Origin of the sequence: Nostoc sp. LEGE 12447, from assembly GCF_015206985.1 — a bacterium.
GTDB lineage: Bacteria > Cyanobacteriota > Cyanobacteriia > Cyanobacteriales > Nostocaceae > Nostoc.
Genome location: NZ_JADEXT010000003.1, coordinates 190,584 through 213,293 on the forward strand (window position 1 = coordinate 190,584; position 22,710 = coordinate 213,293).

The window sequence follows — 22,710 nt, forward strand, 5'->3', positions numbered from 1 at the left end:
CGAAAATTGTAAAAATTAAGGTGGTTATCCTGTGGAAAGAAGAAGAGAAGGTGGGCGAATAGTTCCAAAGGCCATCTCGTTTTTGTTCAATCAGATTACATTGATTGTCCTTGCAGTTATTCTTGTGCTGTTTATTGGAGGTAGGTTTGAATTAGCAAGTGCAACTCAACCTAACGCAGAATTAGAAATTCAAAAACTAACATCCTGTTACGCACTGGGAACTGATGCCATTGGTAGAGGAAATCTCCTTGAGGGAAAAAATATTTATCGGGATTGTTTTACTCAAGATTCAGTCCTGACTGCCATTTTTCCTGATGGGACAACTCAAACAAATTATGGGACAGATGCTTGGGCAGATTTTGTCTATTCAGTATTCCAAGGAAATGGTTATACAGCTACCCAACATTTGATGGGTACGATCAATATTTCAATTGAGAATAATAAAGCAATGATGACCTCTTATCTCCATGCGACTCACAAGCGTTCGGAAACTAGCATTGATGTTGCCAATGGCACCTATGAAGATCAAGTTGTCAACATAAATGGGCGCTGGAAAATTCGTAAACGTACTCTCAAACTCATCGATTTCTTGAATCTTAGTTCACCGACAGTTGATTCCTCAAATGCTAATGCCCGAAGCAGTAATTCCTCAGCTAACTTTGTAAGACCAAAAATGTCTGGTTTCAATAAATAATCTTTCACAGCGATAAGGCAAAAATAAAAAGTAAAAAGTACTCTGTACTTTTTACTTTTTATTCTGTTTAATGTATGAGTAAAGAAGTTCGCGTAGGCGTAGCCCGTCGTAGACATCGCTCCGAGGATTTACAATTAAACATGGACTATTATCACCACTTCCATTACTTACAATAACGACAGTAATACCAGCTTTTGGACAAACTCCCAAACAACTGGTACTAACTACCCGAAATTCACCCCATAATCCCTCAATTTTTAAACGAGATTTTAACCAATTCTCTAAGTCTTCGGAAGCTGTTGAGCCTGATTGCTCGTTTGCACATTGCGAACACACAAGCACCAAACCAGACTCCCATCGAGGAGGAACGCTGGGAATAGAAATAGAAGTGTCTAAAGGGCGAGAATTTATTAAGGGCGATGTCTGCTGAGAAGTAGATGCAAAACTTTTAAAGATACGTTGCAATAATTTCTTAATACGGTAGATCAGTTTTTTCATGGACGATCCTATTTATTTCTCTGAACAACTTAAAAACACCTCTCCCTAATTTTGCTACGTAAAACCGCCCCTTTTCGAGACGAGAGGGATAGAGTTGAACTTGAATTAAAGGCTGAAAGAGGTTTGTTGAACAGGATAGTGTAATTTTCCCGTTTAGTCTGTTCTAATAGATCATCTAGTTCCAACAAGAATCAGCGTTTCTGAGCAATTTGCTGTAAGTATGCAATTAGCTGTTCTCCGGCGGTGTCGATGTGTCGTTTTAACAACCTGACAGCAGCTTTTGTATCCTGCTTTTGACAAGCATCTAAGAGTTGATAGTGTTCTTTTTGCGATCGCTCTTGGTAATCCATCTGCGCTAATTGTACGCGAACATAGCGATCGCAATTAATGTGTAAAGTCTTAATCATCGCCAGCAATCGGGGACGTTCAGCAGTGGCGTACAGCGTCGCATGAAATTCCCAGTTGAGTTTTGCCAACATACCTGCATCAGTTGCTTGATTTGTCGCTTCCAAAATCACAGCAGCTTTTTCTATATCTGTTTCCCCAAACTTGGGTATTGCTAATTGCATCGCTTTAACTTCTAAGGCGCTACGAATTTCACAAATTTCTTGCGCCTCTTGTGCTGTCAACACCGATACGATCGCACCACGATTTAGATGCAGTGTCACCAATCCTTCTGCTTCTAGCTGCTTGAGCGCTTCACGCACGGGAATACGACTAACACCAAACTGAGTGGCGATTTCATCCTGTCTCAGAGATTGTCCTTCTTGAAAAATGCCGCGCAGAATCGCTTCCCGCAAAGCATCGGCAATTAAATCTGGGGTACTGCGTTGTTGCAGCACATTGGCTGCTAAGTCATTTAAGTTCATGTTGAATATTGTATACAAAATACAAAAGATTGTATACAATATCCAAAGTAAGTTTTTTAAACATCCCTTCAATACCACGGGAGACATTTATGAGCATCGCATCTCAACCAGACCGAGTTATCATCTTCGACACCACGCTACGGGATGGCGAACAGTCACCGGGCGCAACCCTCAATGTAGAAGAAAAGCTGGCGATCGCTCATCAACTAGCTCTCCTTGGTGTCGATGTGATTGAAGCAGGTTTTGCCGTTGCTAGTCCTGGAGATTTTCAAGCTGTCAAAACCATTGCTGAACAAGTTGGAATACCTGGTGGGCCAATCATTTGCAGTTTAGCTAGAGCCATTCGCCAGGATATTCACGCCGCCGCCGAAGCCTTGAAGGGAGCAGAGCGTCCGAGAATCCACACGATGATTTCTACCTCTGATATTCACCTGAAATATCAATTGAAAAAGTCTCGCAGCGAAGTATTAGCGATCGCATCAGAAATGATTGCATACACCAAGTCGTTTGTAGACGATGTAGAATTTTCACCAATGGATGCTAGCCGCACTGAGCCAGAGTTTCTGTATCAAGTTTTGGAGGCGGCGATCGCAGCAGGTGCAACTACAATCAATATTCCTGATACCGTTGGTTACTGTACACCCAAGGAAATCGGAAATCTGATTCAAGGAATTCGAGACCATGTTCCTAATATTGATGGGGTAATTCTTTCCATTCACACTCAAAATGATTTAGGTTTGGCGACAGCTAACGCTTTGGCAGCTATTGAATATGGTGTGCGTCAGGTGGAGTGTACCATTAATGGCATTGGGGAACGAGCAGGCAATGCAGCATTGGAAGAGATTGTGATGGCGTTGCAGGTTCGCAAACCATTTTTCAACCCTTACTTTGGTCGTCCGGTTGATGCCGATACACCCCTGACTAATATTAAGACTCAGGAGATTTATAAAACCTCATCCTTAGTTTCCCAATTAACTGGGATGTTGATTCAGCCCAATAAAGCGATCGTGGGAGCAAACGCTTTCGCCCATGAGTCTGGTATTCACCAAGATGGGATTATCAAGCACCGCGAAACTTATGAAATTATGGAAGCTGCTGCAATCGGTTTGCCAGAAAATCGCATTGTTTTGGGCAAGCACTCTGGAAGGAATGCTTTTCGTACCAGGCTCAAAGAATTGGGTTTTGAATTGAACGAAGCGGATTTGAATAAAGCCTTTAATCGGTTCAAAGAAGTCGCTGATAAGAAAAAAGAAATCTCAGATTGGGATTTAGAAGCGATCGTTCGAGATGAAACGCAGATTCAAGTAGAAAGTGGCTTCCAAATCGAACACGTTCAGGTAATTTGTGGTGACTGCACTTGTCCAACTGCAACTATTACAATTGTTACCCCCGATGGCAAAATCCTCACAGATGCGAGTGTCGGCACTGGCCCAGTGGATGCGGTGTATCAAGTAATTAATCGATTGGTGCAGATTCCCAATCAACTGATTGAGTTTTCCGTCCAATCTGTGACTGGAGGAATTGATGCACTAGGAACTGTGACAGTTCGCTTGAAACATCAAGAGCGGATATTCTCTGGACAAGCATCTGATACAGATATCGTGGTAGCCGCAGCTTACGCTCATATCAACGCCCTAAATCGTCTTTATCGTTATTTGCAAACAGAGAGATCCCATTTCCATGAAATAAACTCTGCTGTTGTGTCTGGGTAGATTCAGATGCGTTGCTGAATACATGTATGAATCATGTAGAGACGTAAAATTTTACGTCTCTACAAGGGTTTTGGTTGCACCACTAAGGTGACTCAAACACGCCCATTTGCCCTAGCCTAATCGTGAGTATTTCCATATCGCTGAAGGCTTTGCGCCCCCACTAAATTCTTCCTTGGCAAAAAACTTGACATCAAAAAGCTTTAATAGTATGTTTGTACCATTAAAGCACTTAATTGTTGCATAAAACTTTAACACTCCCGATTGCGCCAACAGGAGAGCAAAATTAATGAGGCTATCTAAGGTAGACTTGAGCGGTTTAGTAGCGATCGCTCACTCTGATGGATATTTGCAGTTGTTGCTAGATCGAGGTGACGAACTAGAGTTTTTGGAAATTCCGGCACCGATACAAGCTTATGAAGGATTGCAAGAACTGAACGAGGCAATCGCCCAAACGCCTGCACTACCCTTTGAAGAAGAACCAATAGCTATGCTACCAGTTAGCTCATCAATGGCGATCGCTGTAGGATACGATCGCGACGAACAAATTTTGCAAGTTGAGTTTCAAAGTGGATCTGTTTACCAGTACTTAGGCGTAGACGAGGATACCTGGGAAGATTTACACGCCTCTGATTCAGTTGGCAGCTTTTTCAATCAAGAGATTAAAGGCAGATATGACTGCGATCGTCTAGATAATGCAGATTATACTATTGACTAATAACTGCGTGTAGGGTTTTCAATTGTTACGCGATCCAGCATACACAGAGCCCCTATCGCTTCTCCTCCTGGTGTTAGCAAAGGTACGCCTGCATAAAATCTCACAACAAGTCCAGCACCAATGACTATAGGATTCGTAGCAAATCTTTCATTAGTTAAGGTTTCGGGAATAATTAAAACTTCGCCACTTTCCATACAAATCGCCCCGAATCCTGTTTAAATAACTAAGCAAGCATCTAACTTGATGGCTTTAATTATACTAGTATGCCTTAAGAGGGATGAGTCATAGTTTTGGTAAATTTAAGTAAATATTAGAAGATTTATACCCTGATAATTTTGGATAAATAAAATTACTTAGCTAAAAAATTCTTGTTGTTACCCAAAGCATTAACAAGATCATACACCAGTGGTATTTTCTTCAGAGACAATAGAGAAAGCCCACATAATCAAACGCAGTTATGACGACTACACTTGTTTCTGCTGTTAAACCAAAAGCCGAAGATAGTTTTGCCATTAGCTTTGCACCATTGTCTCTTGAAGAAATCTATGCCAAGTCTGACGATCCAGCCAACGGTGCTGTGGTTCTGATGAGTGGCGTAGTTCGCAATCAAACTGATGGTAAACCTGTAATTGCTCTAGAGTATCAAGCTTATGAACCTATGGCATTGCGGATATTTTATCAAATTGCTGCTGATATTCGCTTATCTACGTCTGATGTAAATCGGGTAGTGATTCATCATCGCACCGGACGTTTGCAAGTTGGAGAAATCAGCGTTTTAGTAGCAGTGGGTTGTCCTCATCGGAGTGAGGCATTTGAAGCTTGCCAGTATGCTATTGATACCCTCAAACACAATGCACCTATATGGAAGAAAGAACATTGGGAAGATGGTTCTAGTTGCTGGGTAAGTATCGGTGCTTGCGAACAGTTAGCAGAAAATTGTTCTTAGACCAATTCTATGTAAGGCTGCGCTTTATTCACGTAGGGGCAATTCATGAATTGCCCCTACAGTCTATAGTTTTACATCAGTGTTTATATTCGCAAAACAACAATTTTTGTTGCATTTGTTTACAAAAACTACATTCCTCTATTGAGGTTTGTAAATAATTTGTATTTCCCCAAGGAATATTCCTTTAGACTGATCTTTAACTGAAAAATGTGGGAATAAACACAAATGCATTCGTTAAATATATTTTGTCACGAATTTGTAGTTGCTGTTTCCTTTGTAGCTTGCATTGTTGGACTGGTATTACTGTTGGACAGTAAGCAACAAAAAAGTGACGTGGAAGAAACAGAAGTGATTCTGTTTAGAATGAGCTTTACTTACTGGCTAGTTTACTGTGTAGCTTTTGGCATAGAAAAAATAATTTTACCCGAATGGGGATCTGTAGTTATGACTTTGAAAATAACTACCGCTCTGTCATATTTCTTAACTTTTTCGTGTATTGTTAGTCTGCCACTACACAAATTTGCAGTCCACCGTGTTGAAGAATAGACATTGGGCGTGGGGAACGATCAAGATTTCATTGCGATCGCTAATGCCGTTTCCAGTTCTGACTGCGCCAAAGGAGTTAAAATAAACACTTCTTGTACCGTCTTCCCCTGCCGTGCAATTACTTTATAGCCGCCGCGAATCGGTACTGAGATACGCAGTTGCATTTTTGGACAATGACCTCTTGCCCGCCCAATCACTCCCGGCGTTACCGTTTGGATGCCATCCTGCTGACAAAGACGTTCTAAAATTGGGATAAGACCAGAAAGGTGTGTCGAGTGATTCCAAACTAGTCTGGCAGCTTTTTGTGAAGCCGCCCGGAGCGAATCTGCGGTGGGTTTGCCCATAATAATTAAGCTGCTTCTAGAGGTGCCATTGTCAAACCTGCTCGGCGCAGCTGCTGGTGATAAAGTTCCGCAGGTTCTTGAGGGCCGACCCAAACGATCGCTTGACCTTCATAGTGTACCTGATTAGTCAGATCCCACGCGCGATCGCCACTCATTCCCGGAATATATTTCATCAAACATTCAGCCACATGTTGGAATGTATTAAAATCATCATTTAATACAATCACTTTGTAATTCGGATAAGTCTTACGGGTAACTTGACTAGACCGTTCAGGAGTTATAGTTGGTGCCGTGGTCATCCCGTAAACATCTGCTGAAAGGTTCGTAACCATATAACAATTGGTCAATAAGATTTTACAAAACTACAAGTAACTAGTTTAGTACATTGTCATTTGTCCTTTGTTTTAACAAATGACCAATGACAAATGACCAATGACTATCTACCGCCAATTATCCCAGTTTTCGTTAAAAATGGATGTATCAGGGAAAGCGGTGGGGTTGCCATTTTGTTGTAAAAGCCGTTTGAGAGCTTCGAGTTGTGGCTCTTGTTTGGGTAAGTTATCGACTAGTTGGTAGGGTGCGATCGCATTTTTGATCGCAAAGCTAGCAACAGTTCCCGCAGCTGCGCCAGACGACCATTCAAAAGAATGAACTCGATAGGCAGCAGCAGCAATATGACTAGTAGCAATGCTTTTGCCTCCTACGAGCAAATTATCAATTTTCTGGGGAATCATAGCTCTCAGAGCAATTTGGAAGGGATAAGCAAGGCCCGCACCACGCCTTTCACCTGGACGTTCTTTGTTACCAGGGGCTTCTGGGGGACTATTGACCATACAAGGATGGAAATCTATAGCATAGTGACCAATACCCACAGCATCGGGGAAGATGGTAGAACGAGTCCGTCGCATTGCTTTGTCTGGTGGGACTTTACCATCAATTACTGATATTGCTTCCAAACCTGCAACTGCTGCTCGTAGCCTCCGATACATATCTTCTGGCAGAGTCTTGGAGTAATACTGATCATTATAATCTCGGCGAGAAATATCAATTTCCCAAATACCAAAGCCACCAGGTTGTCCCCAACTGGGGCGGCCAATGATGCGCCGTCCTTCGCGCATATAGGGATATTTCGATAAGCCATGCACTGTTCCCATCGGGGAATTTAACCCAGAAACAAAGCGGTTATTGGTTTGCTGCTGCTTTACACCTTCTCCCAGTTGGGAATCTGTAGTCCCAGCTACTAACCAATAATAAAATGAGAGGGCATTTTCCTCAGCTTTGCGGAGGGTTTCTGTCCGCAGTCCTCCCATCCAGCCTCCTGGTTGTAACTGCCCAGTTCCTTGTAACTGTTGGCGACTGTAAACTAGGTTATCCTTGGCTGTTCCGGGGCGGTAGTCGTTACCCCAAGTCCAGTTTTGCATAGAGATATCCCCTGGTGTCGCAGCAGTAAAACTTACACCTCCAAATTTTGCTGGTTTCCCTTTGTTTGGACTCCAAATGCGACGATAAGTGAAAACTAAATCAAAGTTAGCCAGTCGGGTTAATTCATAGCTAAAATATGGCGCATATTGTAAATAGAAGGGGGGCATTGTCTGCGGTTGCGGTTCCTTAGTTGCCTCCATTGCAAAGGTGTAGGTAAATCCTTGGGGACAATAAGGATCGTTATTTGTGCTGGAAGAAGAGGGTTCTAGGTAAGAACGGGCATCAATACCTAATCGATAGGGAACATCAGCAAGGGCAATAATTTCTCCAGTTTCGCTGGCATCGACGACGTACCATTTCGGAGCATCCCCTTTCGCTTCCTTGGGGAGAAAACGGAGAATAGTTTTAGTAAATCGAGAAGAGTTTTCGTAACTATAAGAATCTTCAATACTTTGAGATAAAGTAAAGGTATTGAGAGGTGGTGCGCCTTTTGGTGGTTGATGTTGGATAGCGATCGCACTATTAATTATTTTGCCATCAGCAGCAATTTCCAAATCCTTAATTACCGTGTTGGGAAACCATTGCAACTTCCCTTTTCCCTGCTTTTCGGCATCTTTGAGCATATCGACCAAAATGGCGTGAGCATCGCGGGGAAGAAAGCAGGAGTCACTGACCCAACAGTCACCGGGGTTAAGTTTACCGTATTTGCGCCCAATGCGGTTTCGCAATTCTAGGTAGCCGCGAGAATAGAATTTGAGAGCCCGTTGGGTTGGGCGTTCATCTAACGCAGATGTCCCTTGAGAAGAAATTTGTCCTCCCAGCCAGTCAGTAATTTCCGTCAGACAAACCGTTCGTCCTGCTAGCAAACCTTCGTAAGCTGTGGCGACACCAGATAGTCCACCACCCACAACTAAAATCTCGCAGTTCACACTTTTATCTGGGGTTCTTGGTAATGTAGCGATCGCCTTTGACGTTGGCGCTGCGTTCGCGGGATCAAATGTAACTAAGGTAGATATTAAATTGAAACCGATCAGCGATGTCAAGCTATAAGCTACTTTTTGTCTGTGCTTCATGGTTAAAAAACCGCTCCAAATCCTGTGTCACCTTGTAGAAGGTAGCATCCAGGAAATGTTCATCACAAGTTTATAATAGTAAATATATTTAAATATAAGTTTTATACCTAAAATACTCAGTATGTCGGCTCAATGTACCTTGAAGTTATTAAAACTCAGTTAACAGTGCTGATTGCTGAGTACTTTTTCCTCATATCTAACACAACGACATACACAACTATAGGATTCATATTTGATTTCTGAAAACATTCAGTACAATTCACAGAGGCTCCTTAACTGTTGCCTCTTGTCTGCTAATACGGTTCGGTTAAGAGCAAAAAATAAAAATATGTAGGTTGGGTTGAGGGACGAAACCCAACATTTTGTAGGGTTTGTAGGGTTTCACTTTCCTACGGTACGCTACGCGAACGTTCAACTCAACCTACAAATATTTTTAAGAATAACTAATAATGTTTAGCTGAAACTGTGCTGATTTGATCTCTTTTTCTGAAATTAAAAACTGCTCTTGCTAAAAGTAGACAAGAGCAGTTTTTAATCGCAAAGCCCAAAACAAGAATTTAGGCATCTTCAAGTTCAAATTGAGCCACCGTAACAGCATTAAAAGCGAATGCTAAAACTAGTGGCATCGGCGACTGAAACCAAAAGGTAAAAAGAACAGCTATGATTGTGCCAATCACTGCGGACATCGACCACAATCTTTCTTCAAAAGTCAATCCCTTCTCAGCTTTAATTCCTCTGAGAACATTAACTGGGATTGGTTCTGGCATTACCCCACCCGGAGGAAAAGCCCAGAAGTTGTTACGTCGCTCAACAAATAAATCTGTCCAGCCATTTTCTTGGCACCATGCCTCAATCCATTGAAGTGAGTAATGATTCATCATCGGGTTTGGGAGTTCGGTTTGTAGAAGTTGTGTACTCGGTGAATGTAAACTCTTAGAGATTCCTGAAGAACTAACTAATCGCTATAAAATTAACGCTAATTATCCAATTTTTAAGCTTTGTTAAGCACTGGGAACGCTTATAATTGCGCTCAAACCTTACTTTCACTAATTAAAAGATTAGCAGTTGATGGCGGCTGTTTAATTTAAAAGACAATAAACTTTACTTGGAAAGTTGTAAGTCAAGAATTGTAAATAAGTTGGTGAGTATTACTGCTTAATAAAATCCTTTATATCCTGAAATTCAAATCTAGAAATTAATAATTGTGAACAAATCAACAAGTGTTAGGCATCGTCTGTTGTAGATATTTTTTATCTAGCAAAAATATTCCTTGAGAGTTAGAGATTTCAAATTTTATCATCATTAAGAGTGATATTATGCTCCCCCTTCGATGTTTTGTTAAAGCTTGCTTGATGTGACAAGTAATTTATACTCAATCATTGCGATCGCTATTTTATAATTATTATCCTGCTTTAGTGCGAACGCTCCTAGATTGCCTTTCTCTACCCAAAGTCGGAGGCATAATTTTGCTCAAGGTGAGGAGCTTATGCCCTTTTTGCGTTACAAAATATTAAGCAAGGGAAATACACATCCCCCAAATCCAGTAGCAAGGCTGCGAGTCTCAATTAGAATCAGCCAGTCTTGCTAATATTCAAATGCGGTAAGCTTAAATGCAGCGATTAGACACCAAATTGACTCTCGATATGTTTTGGCGGCAAGGGTTGGCGTTCCTTCTCGGAATTATTATCTGGTGCGTGGCTGACCCCGCACTGGCAGTAGACTGGACTCATCCACTGTCATTTAGTAACGCAGAGTTGTCAAGACGTGATTTTTCTGGTGACAGTTTGCAAGCTGCGGAGTTTTCTAACGCCAATATGGAACTGGCTAACTTTTCAAACGCTGATTTGCGGGGAGCAGTCATGAGTGCTTCAGTGATGACAAAAGCAAATCTCCACGGAGCTGATTTAACGAATGCAATGGTCGATCAGGTAAACTTGACTAAGGCCGATTTGAGTGATGCAGTTTTCAAAGAAGCTCTTTTGCTCCGTGCCATCTTTAATGATGTGAATATAGACGGTGCAGATTTTACAGATGCAATTTTGGATCGGGCACAAATCAAAGAACTGTGTCAAAAAGCCAGTGGTGTGAATTCCAAAACAGGTGTGCAAACTCGTGAATCTCTAGGATGTCAATGAAACGTGTTGGTGTAATTGGTGGTGGACAACTTGCCTGGATGATGGCGGATGCAGCAGAGAAGCTAGGAGTAGAATTAGTAGTACAAACTCCAAGCGTTCACGACCCGGCCGTGTCAATCGCTCAGGAAACTCTCTTCGCGCCAGTTGATGATGCAAGTGCTACGAAAATATTAGCTCAAAAATGTGATGTCATCACCTTTGAAAATGAATTTGTTAACTTGCAAGCTTTATCTGTTTTAGCACAGCAAGGCGTTTGTTTCCGTCCCAGCTTAAAAGCTTTAGCTCCACTTTTAGATAAATATCATCAGCGTTGCTACTTACGCGATTTGGGTTTACCAGTTCCTCAATTTTTCGCCCTTGACGAGGTGGAACATCTCCAATCAAAAATAGAATATTTAGGTTTTCCAGCAGTCCTCAAAGCTCGCCGCCACGGTTATGATGGTCAGGGTACTTTCATAATTCAAGATTTTGGTACTTTAGAGCAAAAGCTAAGTTATGATACTGTAACAAAACCTTTAAATGAATCATTTTTCTTGTTAGAAGAATTTGTCCCTTTTGAAAGAGAACTAGCAATAATTGCAGCGCGTTCTGTGGAGGGAGAAATTGTAGCTTACCCAGTAGTGGAAACCCAACAAGAACAACAAGTCTGTCGGCGGGTAATTGCGCCTGCTGATATTACACCCAATCAAGTAGCAGAAATAGAAGCGATCGCACATACTCTATTAAATAGCTTAGAAGTAGTAGGAATCTTTGGAATTGAGCTATTTCTCAAGGCTGATGGCAAAGTACTGGTAAATGAAATAGCGCCTCGTACCCACAATTCTGGGCATTTTTCTATTGATGCTTGTGAAACTTCTCAGTTTGAGCAACACCTCAGAGCAGTTTGTGGTTTACCTTTAGGGAATCCAGCTTTGCAGTGTGCTGGTGCTGTGATGGTCAACCTGCTGGGGTATGAAAATTCTCACAGCGACTACCAAAGCCAGCGTCAACAAATAGCGCAGATTCCCCAGGCGCACGTTCACTGGTATGGGAAGACAGAATCACGTCCTGGGCGGAAGTTGGGACATGTTACGGTTTTGCTGGATAATCAGAATAGAGAATCGGCAAGTGCCATCGCCCACACTATAGAATCTATCTGGTATCCCAGGTAAATTAAGCAGAAACTTTCGATGTTGAACACACAACATCTTTTGAAAAGCTATAATGAGTGAGTTGCACTACGACGTTGGTGACTGCCATCAAGTTTTTTGATCTATGCCTTTAATGACAAGGGAGTCAACTGTTCTCGTGGCAGTATACCGGGCATGTACCCGGAAACTTTAAACGAGGAATTTAGGTTCCCACCTGGATAAACCCAGGTCATAAACTTAGGTAAAACGGCGTCGCGGTGAACTTAAAATTATTAGCTTCCAAAATCAGTTAGAATTTGGGAGCTTTAATTATTTAAATGATTATTACTTGTAGTAAAAATCAGAAATCCTAAACTAACGTGATGTCAAGTTTAGTTGATTACTAAACTTGAATAATCCCACTCCACTTGTAGAGACATAGAACTGCTATGTCTCTACATTCTTTTTTAGAGATGTATTTTTAACATCTGCTGCCAGGTTGTTCAATACAATGAGTGATCGATTCCTTTCCCATCATAAAATTAATTCCTTCTCCCATCTCAAAATGAGTGAACTGATAGTAAATATTGCCATGTTTTTGGGAAAACTAAATAGTGAAGTCTCAAGAATTAAGCCGTATGGTCAGCATTCCCGGATATCACGTTAGCAAAGAACTCTACAATGGTTCTCGAACCTTGGTTTATCGTGCTAATCGAGAAAATGACCAAAAATCTGTGGTGATTAAGCTGATGAAAACTGTTTATCCCAGTTTCATTGAATTGATACAGTTTCGGAACCAGTTTACCATCGCCAAAAACTTAAATCTACCTGGAATCATTCAAACATACAGCCTGGAACCCTATCAGAATGGCTATGCGTTAGTGATGGAAGACTTTGGGGGAATTTCTCTCAAAGATTATTTGACCTCTGTAGAGACACGATATATCGCGTCTCTACAAGAGTTTTTACAAGTAGCGATCGCACTGTGCAATACATTAGATATTTTAATTCGCCATCGGGTCATTCACAAAGATATTAAACCCGCCAATATTTTAATCAATCCACAAACTAAAGAAGTTAAGTTAATAGACTTTAGTATTGCATCTCTGTTGCCACGGGAAACTCAAATTTTGATGAGTCCTAATGTGCTAGAAGGAACACTTGGCTATTTATCACCAGAGCAAACTGGACGAATGAATCGGGGGATTGATTACCGTACTGATTTTTATTCTCTGGGTGTAACTTTTTACGAATTACTAACAGGGCAATTACCATTTCAATCACACGATCCGATGGAATTGCTACATTGTCATATTGCCAAACTTCCGCTTTTAGTACATGAGATTAATCCGCAAATTGCGCCTGTACTCTCATCCATTGTGAATAAACTGATGGCGAAAAATGCTGAAGACCGCTATCAGAGCGCATTTGGGCTGAAATATGATTTAGAAAATTGTTTACGTCAGCTAAAAGAAACGGGGGAAATTGCAAGTTTTCCAATTGCTCAACGGGATGTGTGCGATCGCTTTATTATTCCAGAAAAACTCTATGGTCGTGAGCCTGAAGTTGAAACTCTTCTCAAAGCCTTTGACCGCGTTACCAACAATCAGACGGAACTAATGTTAGTGGCTGGTTTTTCTGGTATTGGTAAAACTGCTTTAGTTAACGAGGTTCACAAACCCATTGTCCGACAACGGGGTTACTTTATAAAAGGCAAATTTGACCAATTTAATCGTAATATTCCTTTCTCGGCTTTTGTGCAGGCATTTCGAGACTTAATGGGACAATTGCTCAGTGAAAGTGATACTCAATTGTCAACTTGGAAAAGTGAAATTTTACAAGTGCTGGGCGATCAGGGGCAAGTTATTCTTGAAGTAATTCCAGAACTCGAACAAATTATTGGTCAACAACTACCTGCAACTGAACTTTCACCAAGTGCAGCACAAAATCGCTTTAATTTACTCTTTCAAAAATTCATTCAGGTATTCACCACAAAAGAACATCCACTAGTAATTTTCCTTGATGATTTGCAGTGGGCTGATTCTGCATCACTCAAATTGATGCAGTTGTTGATGAGCGAATCAGGAAGTGGAGCTTTACTTTTAATTGGAGCTTATCGAGATAATGAAGTATCTACCGCTCATCCGTTAATGTTGACTTTAGCAGATATTCGCAAAGCCAATGCTACGATTCATACTATTGCTTTAGCTCCGTTAAATAAAGCTAGTTTAAATCAATTGATGGTTGATACCTTTAGTTGTTCAAGTGAAATTGCCCAACCCCTAACGCAACTCGTCTATCAAAAAACTCAAGGGAATCCATTTTTTGCAACGCAATTTCTCAAAGCATTATATGAAGATGGACTGATTACTTTTAATTTTGCTCAAAGTTACTGGCAATGTGATATTGCTGCTGTGAAAGCACTTGCTCTTACCGATGATGTGGTAGAGTTCGTAGCGCTACAGTTGCAGAAGTTGCCAGCAGCAACGCAAAATGTGTTGAAATTAGCTGCGTGTATTGGCAACTCTTTTGATTTGCTAACCTTAGCAATTGTTTCTGAACAATCGGAAATTGAAACAGCAGCATCTTTATGGAAAGCTTTGCAAGAAGGGTTAGTTTTACCTACTAGCGAAGTTTATAAATTCTTTCAAGATAGTGGGCATGATTGTAACTCAAATCCTCTAAATTCCAATTTACAAGTCCCTATCTACAAATTTTTACACGATCGCGTGCAGCAAGCTGCCTATTCGCTAATTCCAGATAAAGAGAAACAATTTACCCATCTTAAAATTGGCCAATTACTCTTGCAAAATACCTCTGAGTCTCAGCAAGAGGAGCGAATTTTTGAGATTGTCAGTCAGTTGAATTGTGGAATAGCGCTAATCACCCAGCCAAATGAACGTCAACAATTAGCTCAGTTAAATTTGAATGCTGGTCGAAAAGCGAAAGAAGCTACTGCTTATGGTGCAGCAATTCATTATCTCAAGTCGGGAATGCAATTGCTGACAATTAATAGTTGGGAAATTGCATACGAACTGACTCGAAGTTTATACGAAGAAGCTGCCGAAGCTACCTTTCTCAACAATGAATTTGAGCAGATGGAATCTCTTATCCAGGTCGTCATGGAAGAAACAACCACCTTACTGGATAGGGTGAAAGTTTATGAAGTGCAACTCCAAGCCGATCAGGTGCGGAATCAATCATTCAAAGCGATCGCAATTGGGCGTGAACTTCTCGCTCAACTTGGGGTAACATTACCTGAATCAGTAACACCTCCAGACATTCAGCAATCTGTAGTTAACACGCTCTCCAGCTTGGCTGGCAGAAGTATTGAGGGCTTAATTGATTTGCCATTGATGAATGATCCCAAAGCTTTGGTTGCTTTGCGGATTATGACTAGCATCGCTCCCGCCATCCATCAGGCTGCGCCTTATCTGTTCCCAATTATTGCCTGCGAAGAGGTGAATTTATCTCTTAAATACGGCAATGCACCACTTTCTGCACCAGGGTATGCAGATTTTGGAATTGTACTTAATATTTGTAACCAACTCGAGTCAGGCTCAGAATTTGGCCAGCTAGCTTTAATGCTTGTAGATAGATTTCAAGCAAAATCTGTTCAAAGCATGACTCTATTTAAGGTGAGTGCATTGAATCAATTTAATAAACAACATGTTCGCACCTCAATTAGTTTATTACAGGAATCGCATAGTCTTGGATTAGAAACAGGCGATTTTTTTCATGTGCTGGCATCGATGATTTTCAAGCTATTCTATGTCTATTTAAGTGGCACAGAAGTTTTGGAAGTCTTGCTAGCAGATATCAAAGCTTACGAGTCTAATTTTGCCCAAAATCAGCGCTTATTAAATTGGTCGAATATAATCTGTCAAAGCATTAACAATTTAACCGAATCTAGCGATAATCCAGAGCGCTTCATTGGTGAAGATTATCAAGATGAACAAATATTATCTGCGCTCATTAAAGAAAATGACGAATTAACACTTCATGTATTTTTCCTAAGTAAATTAACACTAAATTATTTGTTTGAGAATTTTCCGGCGGCAGTTGAAAATGGAAATCAGGGAGAGCAATACCTCAACGGTGGCGCAGGAATGCTATCTGTGCCTGTTTTCTACTACTACGATTCTTTATCTCGGCTTGCTGTCTATCTAACGGCGGAACCATCTCAACAAGAACAATTACTCTTAAAGGTTGGCGAAAATCAGGAAAAATTGCAGTTTCGAGCCAAATTTGCACCGATGAATTTCCAGCACAAATTTGATTTGGTGGAAGCAGAACGCCATCGGGTTCTGGGCGAAAAAATGGCAGCAATGGAACTGTACGATCGCGCCATAACTCTAGCGAAAGAAAACGAATATATCCAAGAAGAAGCTTTGAGCAATGAGCTAGCTGCCAAGTTCTACCTAAACTGGGGCAAACAAAAAATCGCCCAAGTTTATATGCAAGAAGCTTATTACTGTTATGCTCGTTGGGGCGCTAAAACCAAAACTGAGGATTTAGAAAAACGCTATCCTCAACTTCTGGCTCCCATCTTACAAGGGCAGCATCATCACTTACAACTGAGTTCAACCATTGATGGCTCGTCATTCCCACATCAAACCATCCACACAAATCTTTCTAGCAGCAGTATTTCTGAAGCCCTCGATTTTGCCACCATCTTTAAAGCCGCACAATTTCTCTCCAGTGAAATTCAATTAGAGCAATTGCTCGCTACTCTTTTGCAAGTGGTAATGGAAAATGCTGGAGCGAAAAAAGCTGCCCTACTTGTACTCGAACAGGGCAACTTAGTGGTTAAAGCTGTAGCCACCATCAATGAAGGGGTGACTCTAGTATCTGTACCATTGTCAAGCAGTCAAAACATTCCGATCGCATTGGTAAACTATGTCAAACACAGCTTAAAAACTGTGGTGCTGGATAATACAACAGTAAAAAATGATTTTATTACTGACCAATATTTGATGCAGCAACAACCCAAAAGTGTGTTGTGTACGCCGATTTTGCGTCATGGCCAATTAATCGGGTTACTATATCTGGAAAATAAGTTGACGATTGGCGCATTTACAAGCGATCGCACCGAAATTATCCAACTGCTATGCGCTCAAGCCGCTATCTCTTTAGAAAATGCCCGTCTTTATCAAGAATCTCAAAATTATGCTCATCAACTAGAGCGATCGCTACAAGAACTAGAGCATACCCAACTACAAATGGTGCAAAATGAAAAAATGGCAACCTTAGGTAATTTGGTTGCTGGGGTGGCACATGAAATTAATAATCCCATTGGATTTTTGAAAGGCAGCCTTAACAATGCCGAAGAGTATATTCAAGACTTACTCGCCCATATCCAATGCTACCAACAACATCATCCCACTTCTGCGATCGCAGTCATTGAGCATGGCGAAGAAATTGACCTAGAATTCTTGACTCAAGACTTACCAAAGCTCGTAAACTCAATGAAGGTGGCAAGCGAACGGATTAAAGACATTAGCATTAGTCTTCGCACTTTCTCCAGAGCCGATACAACCGAAAAAGTTGCTTGTAATCTCCATGAAGGGATTGAGAGTACGCTGTTAATTTTGAAGTATCGCCTCAAAGCTAACGAAAAACGTCCAGCAATTGAAGTTATCACCGAATACGGTAAATTACCACTAGTGAAGTGCTTTTTAGGACAATTAAATCAAGTATTTATGAACATCCTCGCTAATGCAATTGATGCCTTAGATACATCCAGTGAGGGGCTTTCTTTTGCCCAAGCGCAAGCTAACCATCACCAAATACTGATTAACACCGAAGTATCCACTGACCACAAGGTGACAATTCGCATCAAAGATAACGGTCAGGGGATGCCAGAGGAGATTAGAGCAAGGATCTTTGACCACCTGTTTACAACAAAAGAGGTTGGAAAGGGAACAGGATTAGGATTAGCGATCGCTCGTCAAATTGTCGAGGAAACCCATAATGGGCGGTTGAGGTGCAATTCTGTGCTTGGTGAAGGAACAGAATTTGTCATTGAAATTCCGGTGTTTTAACTACAGTGTTTTGCAAGTACATGAGGTACATCCCCCTCCCCAACCCTGCTCTTGGTAAAGGGCTACGGTGTACACACAAGTCGGAAATAGTAGTCTGTCAAGGAATTAAATTCTTTGTAGAGACGGCGATTTATCGCGTCTCTGTAATATTGCGATTTTCCTCTCAATGCATAACGCTTTTAATTTTTCGGTAATCTGGAGGACAGTAATAGCACAATTTTACTAAATCTGTATAACTTGATTCTAAATGAGGTATCGTTCAGAGTTAAGATTACACAATTGCGTTGAATTGTGGTTAAAGCTACAAAAATTGTTAAAACAACTAACTAATACCGTATTTCCAGCCTCAGTCTTCCGACTAGAGAGTGGTTTAACTTTTATTCATCAAGAGATTCCCACTACTCCTGTAGTTGTGGCTGATGTTTGGGTGCGTGCTGGAGCAAGCCTAGAGCCAAAACCGTGGTTTGGGATGGCGCACTTTTTAGAACACATGATTTTTAAAGGTACGGCAACACTTCCCCCTGGAATGTTCGATTCCAAAGTTGAAAACCGGGGCGGCGTAAGTAATGCGGCGACAAGTTATGATTATGCTAATTATTCACTCACCACAGCGGCCCCTTATTTAAAGGATACTTTGCCCTATTTGGGCGAATTACTGCTCAATGCGGCAATTCCAGAAGACGAATTTAGCCGCGAGCGGGACGTGGTGCTAGAGGAAATTCGCTCTTGTCAGGACGATTCCGACTGGATAGGATTTCAAGCTCTGATTCAAAGCATCTATCCACATCACCCTTACGGGCGTTCGGTGTTAGGTACCGAGCAAGAGCTGATGCAGCAGTCTCCAGAAGCAATGCGCTGTTTTCATCACGCCCACTATCAGCCGGAAAATATGACAGTGGTAATTGCTGGGGGTATAGCCCAGCAACCAGCTTGGGAATTAGTAAATCGTTCATTTAGTGATTTTGCCGAACGCTCGAATTGTCCGCAGTTTGAGAAAGTCACAAAGCCAGCGATAACAGGAATTCACCGTCAAGAACTGTGTTTACCACGCATAGAGCAAGCACGATTGTTGATGGCCTGGTTGGTACCAGGAGTAGAAGAAATTCGCACTAGCTATGGTCTAGATTTATTGTCCGTGTTATTGGCAGAAGGGCGAACTTCGCGTTTAGTGCGTGATTTGCGAGAAGATTTACAATTGGTACAAGGAATTCATAGTAGTTTTTCTCTACAACGGGAATCAAGTTTATTTACAATTACTGCCTGGTTGGAACCAGAAAATCTGGAAGAAGTTGAGTCTTTAATTTGCGCTCATTTGGATAATTTGCAGACTGAAGGAATTAGCGAACAAGAACTTGCTCGTACACGCAGGTTGCTATGTAATGAGTATGCGTTTTCTACCGAAACACCAAATCAACTGACAGGGCTTTATGGATATTACAATACCATCGCCCAAGCTGAATTAGCTGTGACATATCCCCAGCAGATTCAGTCTTTTGATGCTCAAGAACTACAAAAATTAGCTAAACAATATCTCTCACCGCAGAACTATGCGGTTACTGTACTTAAACCCTGTTAGTGATTTGGGAATTGGGAATAGAGCATGGGGCATTGGGCAAATGACAAAGGACAAATGACAAATGACAAATGACAAAGGACAAATGACAACCTTGCTGCAAAAATCACCTATCCATCGCACCGTATTGAATAATGGCATTGTCGTGCTGGCGGCAGAAAACCCTGCTGCGGATATTATTGCAGCACGAATCTTTGTGCGTGCCGGTAGTTGTAACGAAAACCGGGAGCAAGCAGGGTTGGCGCATTTGCTATCAGCAGTGATGACAAAGGGATGCGATGGACTTTCTAGCTTAGAAATTGCTGAAAAAGTCGAGTCTGTAGGAGCAAGTTTGAGTGCGGATGCTGGCACTGATTATTTTTTGCTATCTTTCAAGACGGTAACATCAGATTTTGCGGAAATTTTAGCATTGGCAGCGCGGATTTTGCGATCGCCTACTTTTCCTGAAACTCAAGTGGAACTAGAACGGCGTTTAGCACTCCAAGATATTCGTTCGCAAAAAGAGCAACCTTTCAATGTCGCCTTTGAACAAATGCGGCAGGTAATGTACCAAAATCATCCCTACTCGATGTCAGTGCTGGGAGATGAAACCAGTATGAGCAGCTTAACTCGTGCGGATTTGGTAGAGTATCATCAAACTTATTTCCGTCCAGATAATGTAGTAATTAGTATTGCTGGTAGAGTCACACCCACAGATGCAACAGCGTTGGTGGAAGAAGTTTTTACTGATTGGCAAGCGCCAGCCCAAGCACTGCCAATACTGAATTTACCTGAAATTAAAGTGGAACCGCAGGTAAAGGTTAAGCCAGTACAGACACAACAATCAATCGTGATGCTCGGTTATTTGGGAACATCGGTAAGTTCTGTTGACTACGCCGCCCTGAAGTTGCTGTGTACCTACTTGGGAAATGGGCTTTCTAGTCGCTTGTTTGTCGAATTGCGCGAAAAACGTGGTTTAGCTTACGAAGTATCCGCCTTTTACTCCACAAGGCTATTTCCAGCCTCATTTGTAGTTTACATGGGTACAGCACCGGAGAATACCAGCATTGCCCTAGAGGGACTGCGTACAGAAGTAGATTTATTGTCTACCGCCGAAGTCTCTGAAAGCGCCCTGCAAGCTGCGAAAAATAAGATTCTGGGGCAGTACGCCTTGGGTAAACAAACAAACGGGCAAATTGCTCAGATATATGGCTGGTATGAAATTTTGGGCTTAGGAATTGATTTTGACACCAAATTTCAAGAATTGATTGCGGCTGTGAGTGCCAAAGATGCGATCGCTGCCGCCAGTAAGTATTTAAAATCACCTTATTTGTCTTTAGTTGGTCAAGAAGAAGCAATTAACCGAGCGATCGCGTAAATAGCCCGTCCGAGACATCGTAAATAGAGCAGCTGTTTTTTAGACCAAGCGGCTGTACCATTAGCATGAGAATATTCTGGGAGTAAATTCCATGCAAAGCAGCCTGACAGCAAGTATTTTGAGTTACTTAAAATTACTAGACCCCACTGTAAATCGCTGTGGAATGGAAAAACGGCAAAAAAGTTGGTGGACAAAGAGGTCTAAATCTTTCTCAGCCATTGAAATACTCTTGTTATCCGCAATGCCTCTGCTTATTGCCTCAACACCTTTAATATCAATAGCAGCGCCACAAAAAATTGCCCAAATAAATCCTGGAGATAGCATCAGCCGCCCTAACCTCAAAGTTGGTAGCCAAGGCGAACGCGTATCTGAACTTCAGGCAGCTCTGAAACTTTTGGGTTTTTACTCTGGTGCAGTAGATGGTATTTATAGTGAGAATACAGCCAGTGCTGTTGCCCGTTTTAAACAAGCAGCTGGCTTGAATCCAGATGGCGTTGTTGATGCCAGCACTTGGCAAAGACTTTTCCCTAATCAACCAGTAGCAGCATCAACTATCCCTTCATCCCAGCCAAGATTTAACTCAGCTACGAATTTTCCTGTTCCAACCCAGGCTAGCAGCCTCACCAACGTTGCAAATCCTAACCCCAACCCCCCAAGACAAGCTGTAACACAAGTTGCGACTAGCCCTGAGCCAAGACCTACTACCCCAAAAAAAGCTGCAACACAAGTTGCAACTAGCTCTGAGCCAAGACCTGCTACCCCAAAAAAAGCTACAACACAAGTTGCGACTAGCCCTGAGCCAAGACCTGCTACCCCAAGAAAAGGTACAACTTCAAACACACAAAAAATGCCAAATCGTACTACATCCACTGCTAGAACTCAGTCAGCTACACGGACTGGGCAAACTACTCGAACTCAGAAAAACACAACTACTCAGCGAACTCCTGGTATTCAATACACCTCTGAAGGATTGCCAATTTTACGTATAGGATTACGTGGTTCTGAAGTTGTTAAGTTGCAACAACAACTGAAAAAGCTTGGTTTCTTGAAAGGCGATGCCGATGGAGACTTTGGTGAGACAACCGAGGCTGCTGTGCAAGCAGCACAAAAGCGCTATGGTTTAGAAGCTGACGGTGTAGTTGGCGGCTCTACCTGGGAGGTTCTTTTGCGGCGTTAGTCTGACTAGGGAGCATAGCCAGCGGCTCTTTTGCCTGTGCGGGCAAGATGCTCCGAAGTTCTGATAACTTATTTCTTTTTTGGAAGTCCCCAAAGTACAGAGGTTTTTCAACTTTAATAAACCTCTGTAGCAATATTGTTCAGTTACGCAAAGGAAGAGCAGGAATAAATGCTTAACTGAACTGTATTGACCTCTGTAGGGGTTTTGCGCTTCACAGCATTTTTTATCAAAACAGAATTCAGGAGTCAGAATATCCAACTGAATTCTGACTCCTGAATTCTTCTTTATGAATTTAATCCGGTACATCCTGCAATACGATAAAGATACACCGATTAGAAATATCTCTCTATGCCAGGACAGAAAAATTACATTACTTTTGGGCTGACAAAAGATAATGGCAACTTTATGAGTCAAGCAGAAAGACACCTGATAGTGTTACAAATCACAGCTGGCAACAGTGAAATTAATTAAACTTACTGCTAATTCCTCTAAAAAA

The 22,710-nt window shown here is 41.7% G+C and carries 19 protein-coding genes and 1 other RNA gene; 13 read left to right on the forward strand and 7 right to left on the reverse strand.

The features are described 5' to 3' along the window. The first annotated feature begins 31 nt into the window (after nucleotides 1–31). On the forward strand, nucleotides 32–694 hold the full coding sequence (locus IQ274_RS05450) for a nuclear transport factor 2 family protein (protein WP_194141647.1): 663 nt from the start codon (nucleotides 32–34) through the stop codon (nucleotides 692–694). 51 nt (nucleotides 695–745) lie between these two features. Here IQ274_RS05450 and IQ274_RS05455 read toward each other — a convergent pair whose 3' ends face one another. Together IQ274_RS05455 and IQ274_RS05460 are read right to left on the reverse strand one after the other, a co-directional pair. After that, nucleotides 746–1,192, reverse strand: coding sequence for a (2Fe-2S) ferredoxin domain-containing protein (locus IQ274_RS05455; RefSeq protein ID WP_194141648.1), 447 nt, complete (start codon nucleotides 1,190–1,192; stop codon nucleotides 746–748). Between the two features lie 191 nt (nucleotides 1,193–1,383). Continuing rightward, nucleotides 1,384–2,061 (reverse strand): GntR family transcriptional regulator, encoded by a 678-nt coding sequence (locus IQ274_RS05460; protein WP_194141649.1) that lies wholly within the window; start codon nucleotides 2,059–2,061, stop codon nucleotides 1,384–1,386. 89 nt (nucleotides 2,062–2,150) lie between these two features. Between IQ274_RS05460 and IQ274_RS05465 the strand changes: the two genes are divergently transcribed. Together IQ274_RS05465 and IQ274_RS05470 are read left to right on the forward strand one after the other, a co-directional pair. Next, nucleotides 2,151–3,773: a 2-isopropylmalate synthase gene (locus tag IQ274_RS05465; RefSeq protein WP_194141650.1), complete on the forward strand. Its 1,623-nt coding sequence runs from the start codon at nucleotides 2,151–2,153 to the stop codon at nucleotides 3,771–3,773. Between the two features lie 286 nt (nucleotides 3,774–4,059). Beyond that, complete coding sequence (locus IQ274_RS05470) at nucleotides 4,060–4,488, forward strand: KTSC domain-containing protein (RefSeq protein WP_163927529.1); 429 nt, start codon at nucleotides 4,060–4,062, stop codon at nucleotides 4,486–4,488. Here IQ274_RS05470 and IQ274_RS05475 read toward each other — a convergent pair. Further along, nucleotides 4,485–4,682, reverse strand: coding sequence for a GAF domain-containing protein (locus IQ274_RS05475; protein ID WP_163927528.1), 198 nt, complete (start codon nucleotides 4,680–4,682; stop codon nucleotides 4,485–4,487). The genes IQ274_RS05470 and IQ274_RS05475 overlap by 4 nt on opposite strands. A gap of 263 nt (nucleotides 4,683–4,945) precedes the next feature. On the opposite strand from IQ274_RS05475, the gene IQ274_RS05480 reads away from it, so the two are divergent. Both IQ274_RS05480 and IQ274_RS05485 read left to right on the forward strand, forming a co-directional pair. Continuing rightward, a complete protein-coding gene (locus IQ274_RS05480) occupies nucleotides 4,946–5,434 on the forward strand; it encodes a molybdenum cofactor biosynthesis protein MoaE (protein WP_163927527.1) in 489 nt (162 codons plus the stop codon). Nucleotides 5,435–5,659: 225 nt separating this feature from the next. Next, entirely contained in the window at nucleotides 5,660–5,980 is a 321-nt protein-coding gene (locus IQ274_RS05485; protein WP_163927526.1) for a hypothetical protein, read from the forward strand. Nucleotides 5,981–6,000: 20 nt separating this feature from the next. Here IQ274_RS05485 and IQ274_RS05490 read toward each other — a convergent pair whose 3' ends face one another. From IQ274_RS05490 to IQ274_RS05505, 4 genes are all read right to left on the reverse strand, one after another. Next, nucleotides 6,001–6,324, reverse strand: a complete 324-nt coding sequence (locus IQ274_RS05490) for a DUF2103 domain-containing protein (protein ID WP_194141651.1) — start codon at nucleotides 6,322–6,324, stop codon at nucleotides 6,001–6,003. Nucleotides 6,325–6,329: 5 nt separating this feature from the next. Continuing rightward, a complete protein-coding gene (gene clpS, locus IQ274_RS05495; protein WP_114081844.1) occupies nucleotides 6,330–6,656 on the reverse strand; it encodes an ATP-dependent Clp protease adapter ClpS in 327 nt (108 codons plus the stop codon). Between the two features lie 108 nt (nucleotides 6,657–6,764). Continuing rightward, the gene (locus IQ274_RS05500) at nucleotides 6,765–8,819 is read right to left on the reverse strand and encodes an FAD-dependent oxidoreductase (protein WP_194141652.1); all 2,055 of its coding nucleotides are present in this window, start codon (nucleotides 8,817–8,819) and stop codon (nucleotides 6,765–6,767) included. A 557-nt stretch (nucleotides 8,820–9,376) separates the two neighbouring features. Further along, entirely contained in the window at nucleotides 9,377–9,700 is a 324-nt protein-coding gene (locus IQ274_RS05505) for a hypothetical protein (RefSeq protein ID WP_012410419.1), read from the reverse strand. 762 nt (nucleotides 9,701–10,462) lie between these two features. Here IQ274_RS05505 and IQ274_RS05510 point away from each other — a divergent pair. From IQ274_RS05510 to IQ274_RS37240, 8 genes are all read left to right on the forward strand, one after another. Next, a complete protein-coding gene (locus IQ274_RS05510; RefSeq protein WP_194141768.1) occupies nucleotides 10,463–10,954 on the forward strand; it encodes a pentapeptide repeat-containing protein in 492 nt (163 codons plus the stop codon). Then, nucleotides 10,951–12,105, forward strand: coding sequence for a 5-(carboxyamino)imidazole ribonucleotide synthase (locus IQ274_RS05515; protein WP_194141767.1), 1,155 nt, complete (start codon nucleotides 10,951–10,953; stop codon nucleotides 12,103–12,105). Before IQ274_RS05510 ends, IQ274_RS05515 begins: the two co-directional genes overlap by 4 nt. A gap of 60 nt (nucleotides 12,106–12,165) precedes the next feature. Then, nucleotides 12,166–12,349: non-coding RNA, 6S RNA (gene ssrS, locus IQ274_RS05520), on the forward strand. Nucleotides 12,350–12,701: 352 nt separating this feature from the next. Further along, on the forward strand, nucleotides 12,702–18,107 hold the full coding sequence (locus IQ274_RS05525; protein WP_194141769.1) for an ATP-binding sensor histidine kinase: 5,406 nt from the start codon (nucleotides 12,702–12,704) through the stop codon (nucleotides 18,105–18,107). A 247-nt stretch (nucleotides 18,108–18,354) separates the two neighbouring features. Next, nucleotides 18,355–19,683, forward strand: coding sequence for a M16 family metallopeptidase (locus tag IQ274_RS05530; protein ID WP_228058045.1), 1,329 nt, complete (start codon nucleotides 18,355–18,357; stop codon nucleotides 19,681–19,683). Nucleotides 19,684–19,765: 82 nt separating this feature from the next. Continuing rightward, the gene (locus IQ274_RS05535; protein WP_194141770.1) at nucleotides 19,766–21,037 is read left to right on the forward strand and encodes a M16 family metallopeptidase; all 1,272 of its coding nucleotides are present in this window, start codon (nucleotides 19,766–19,768) and stop codon (nucleotides 21,035–21,037) included. A gap of 91 nt (nucleotides 21,038–21,128) precedes the next feature. Further along, nucleotides 21,129–22,214 carry a peptidoglycan-binding domain-containing protein gene (locus tag IQ274_RS05540; protein WP_228058046.1) on the forward strand — a complete coding sequence of 362 codons (1,086 nt, stop codon included), beginning with the start codon at nucleotides 21,129–21,131 and terminating at the stop codon, nucleotides 22,212–22,214. Between the two features lie 348 nt (nucleotides 22,215–22,562). Beyond that, on the forward strand, nucleotides 22,563–22,685 hold the full coding sequence (locus IQ274_RS37240) for a hypothetical protein (protein ID WP_265578516.1): 123 nt from the start codon (nucleotides 22,563–22,565) through the stop codon (nucleotides 22,683–22,685). Nucleotides 22,686–22,710 lie beyond the last annotated feature (25 nt).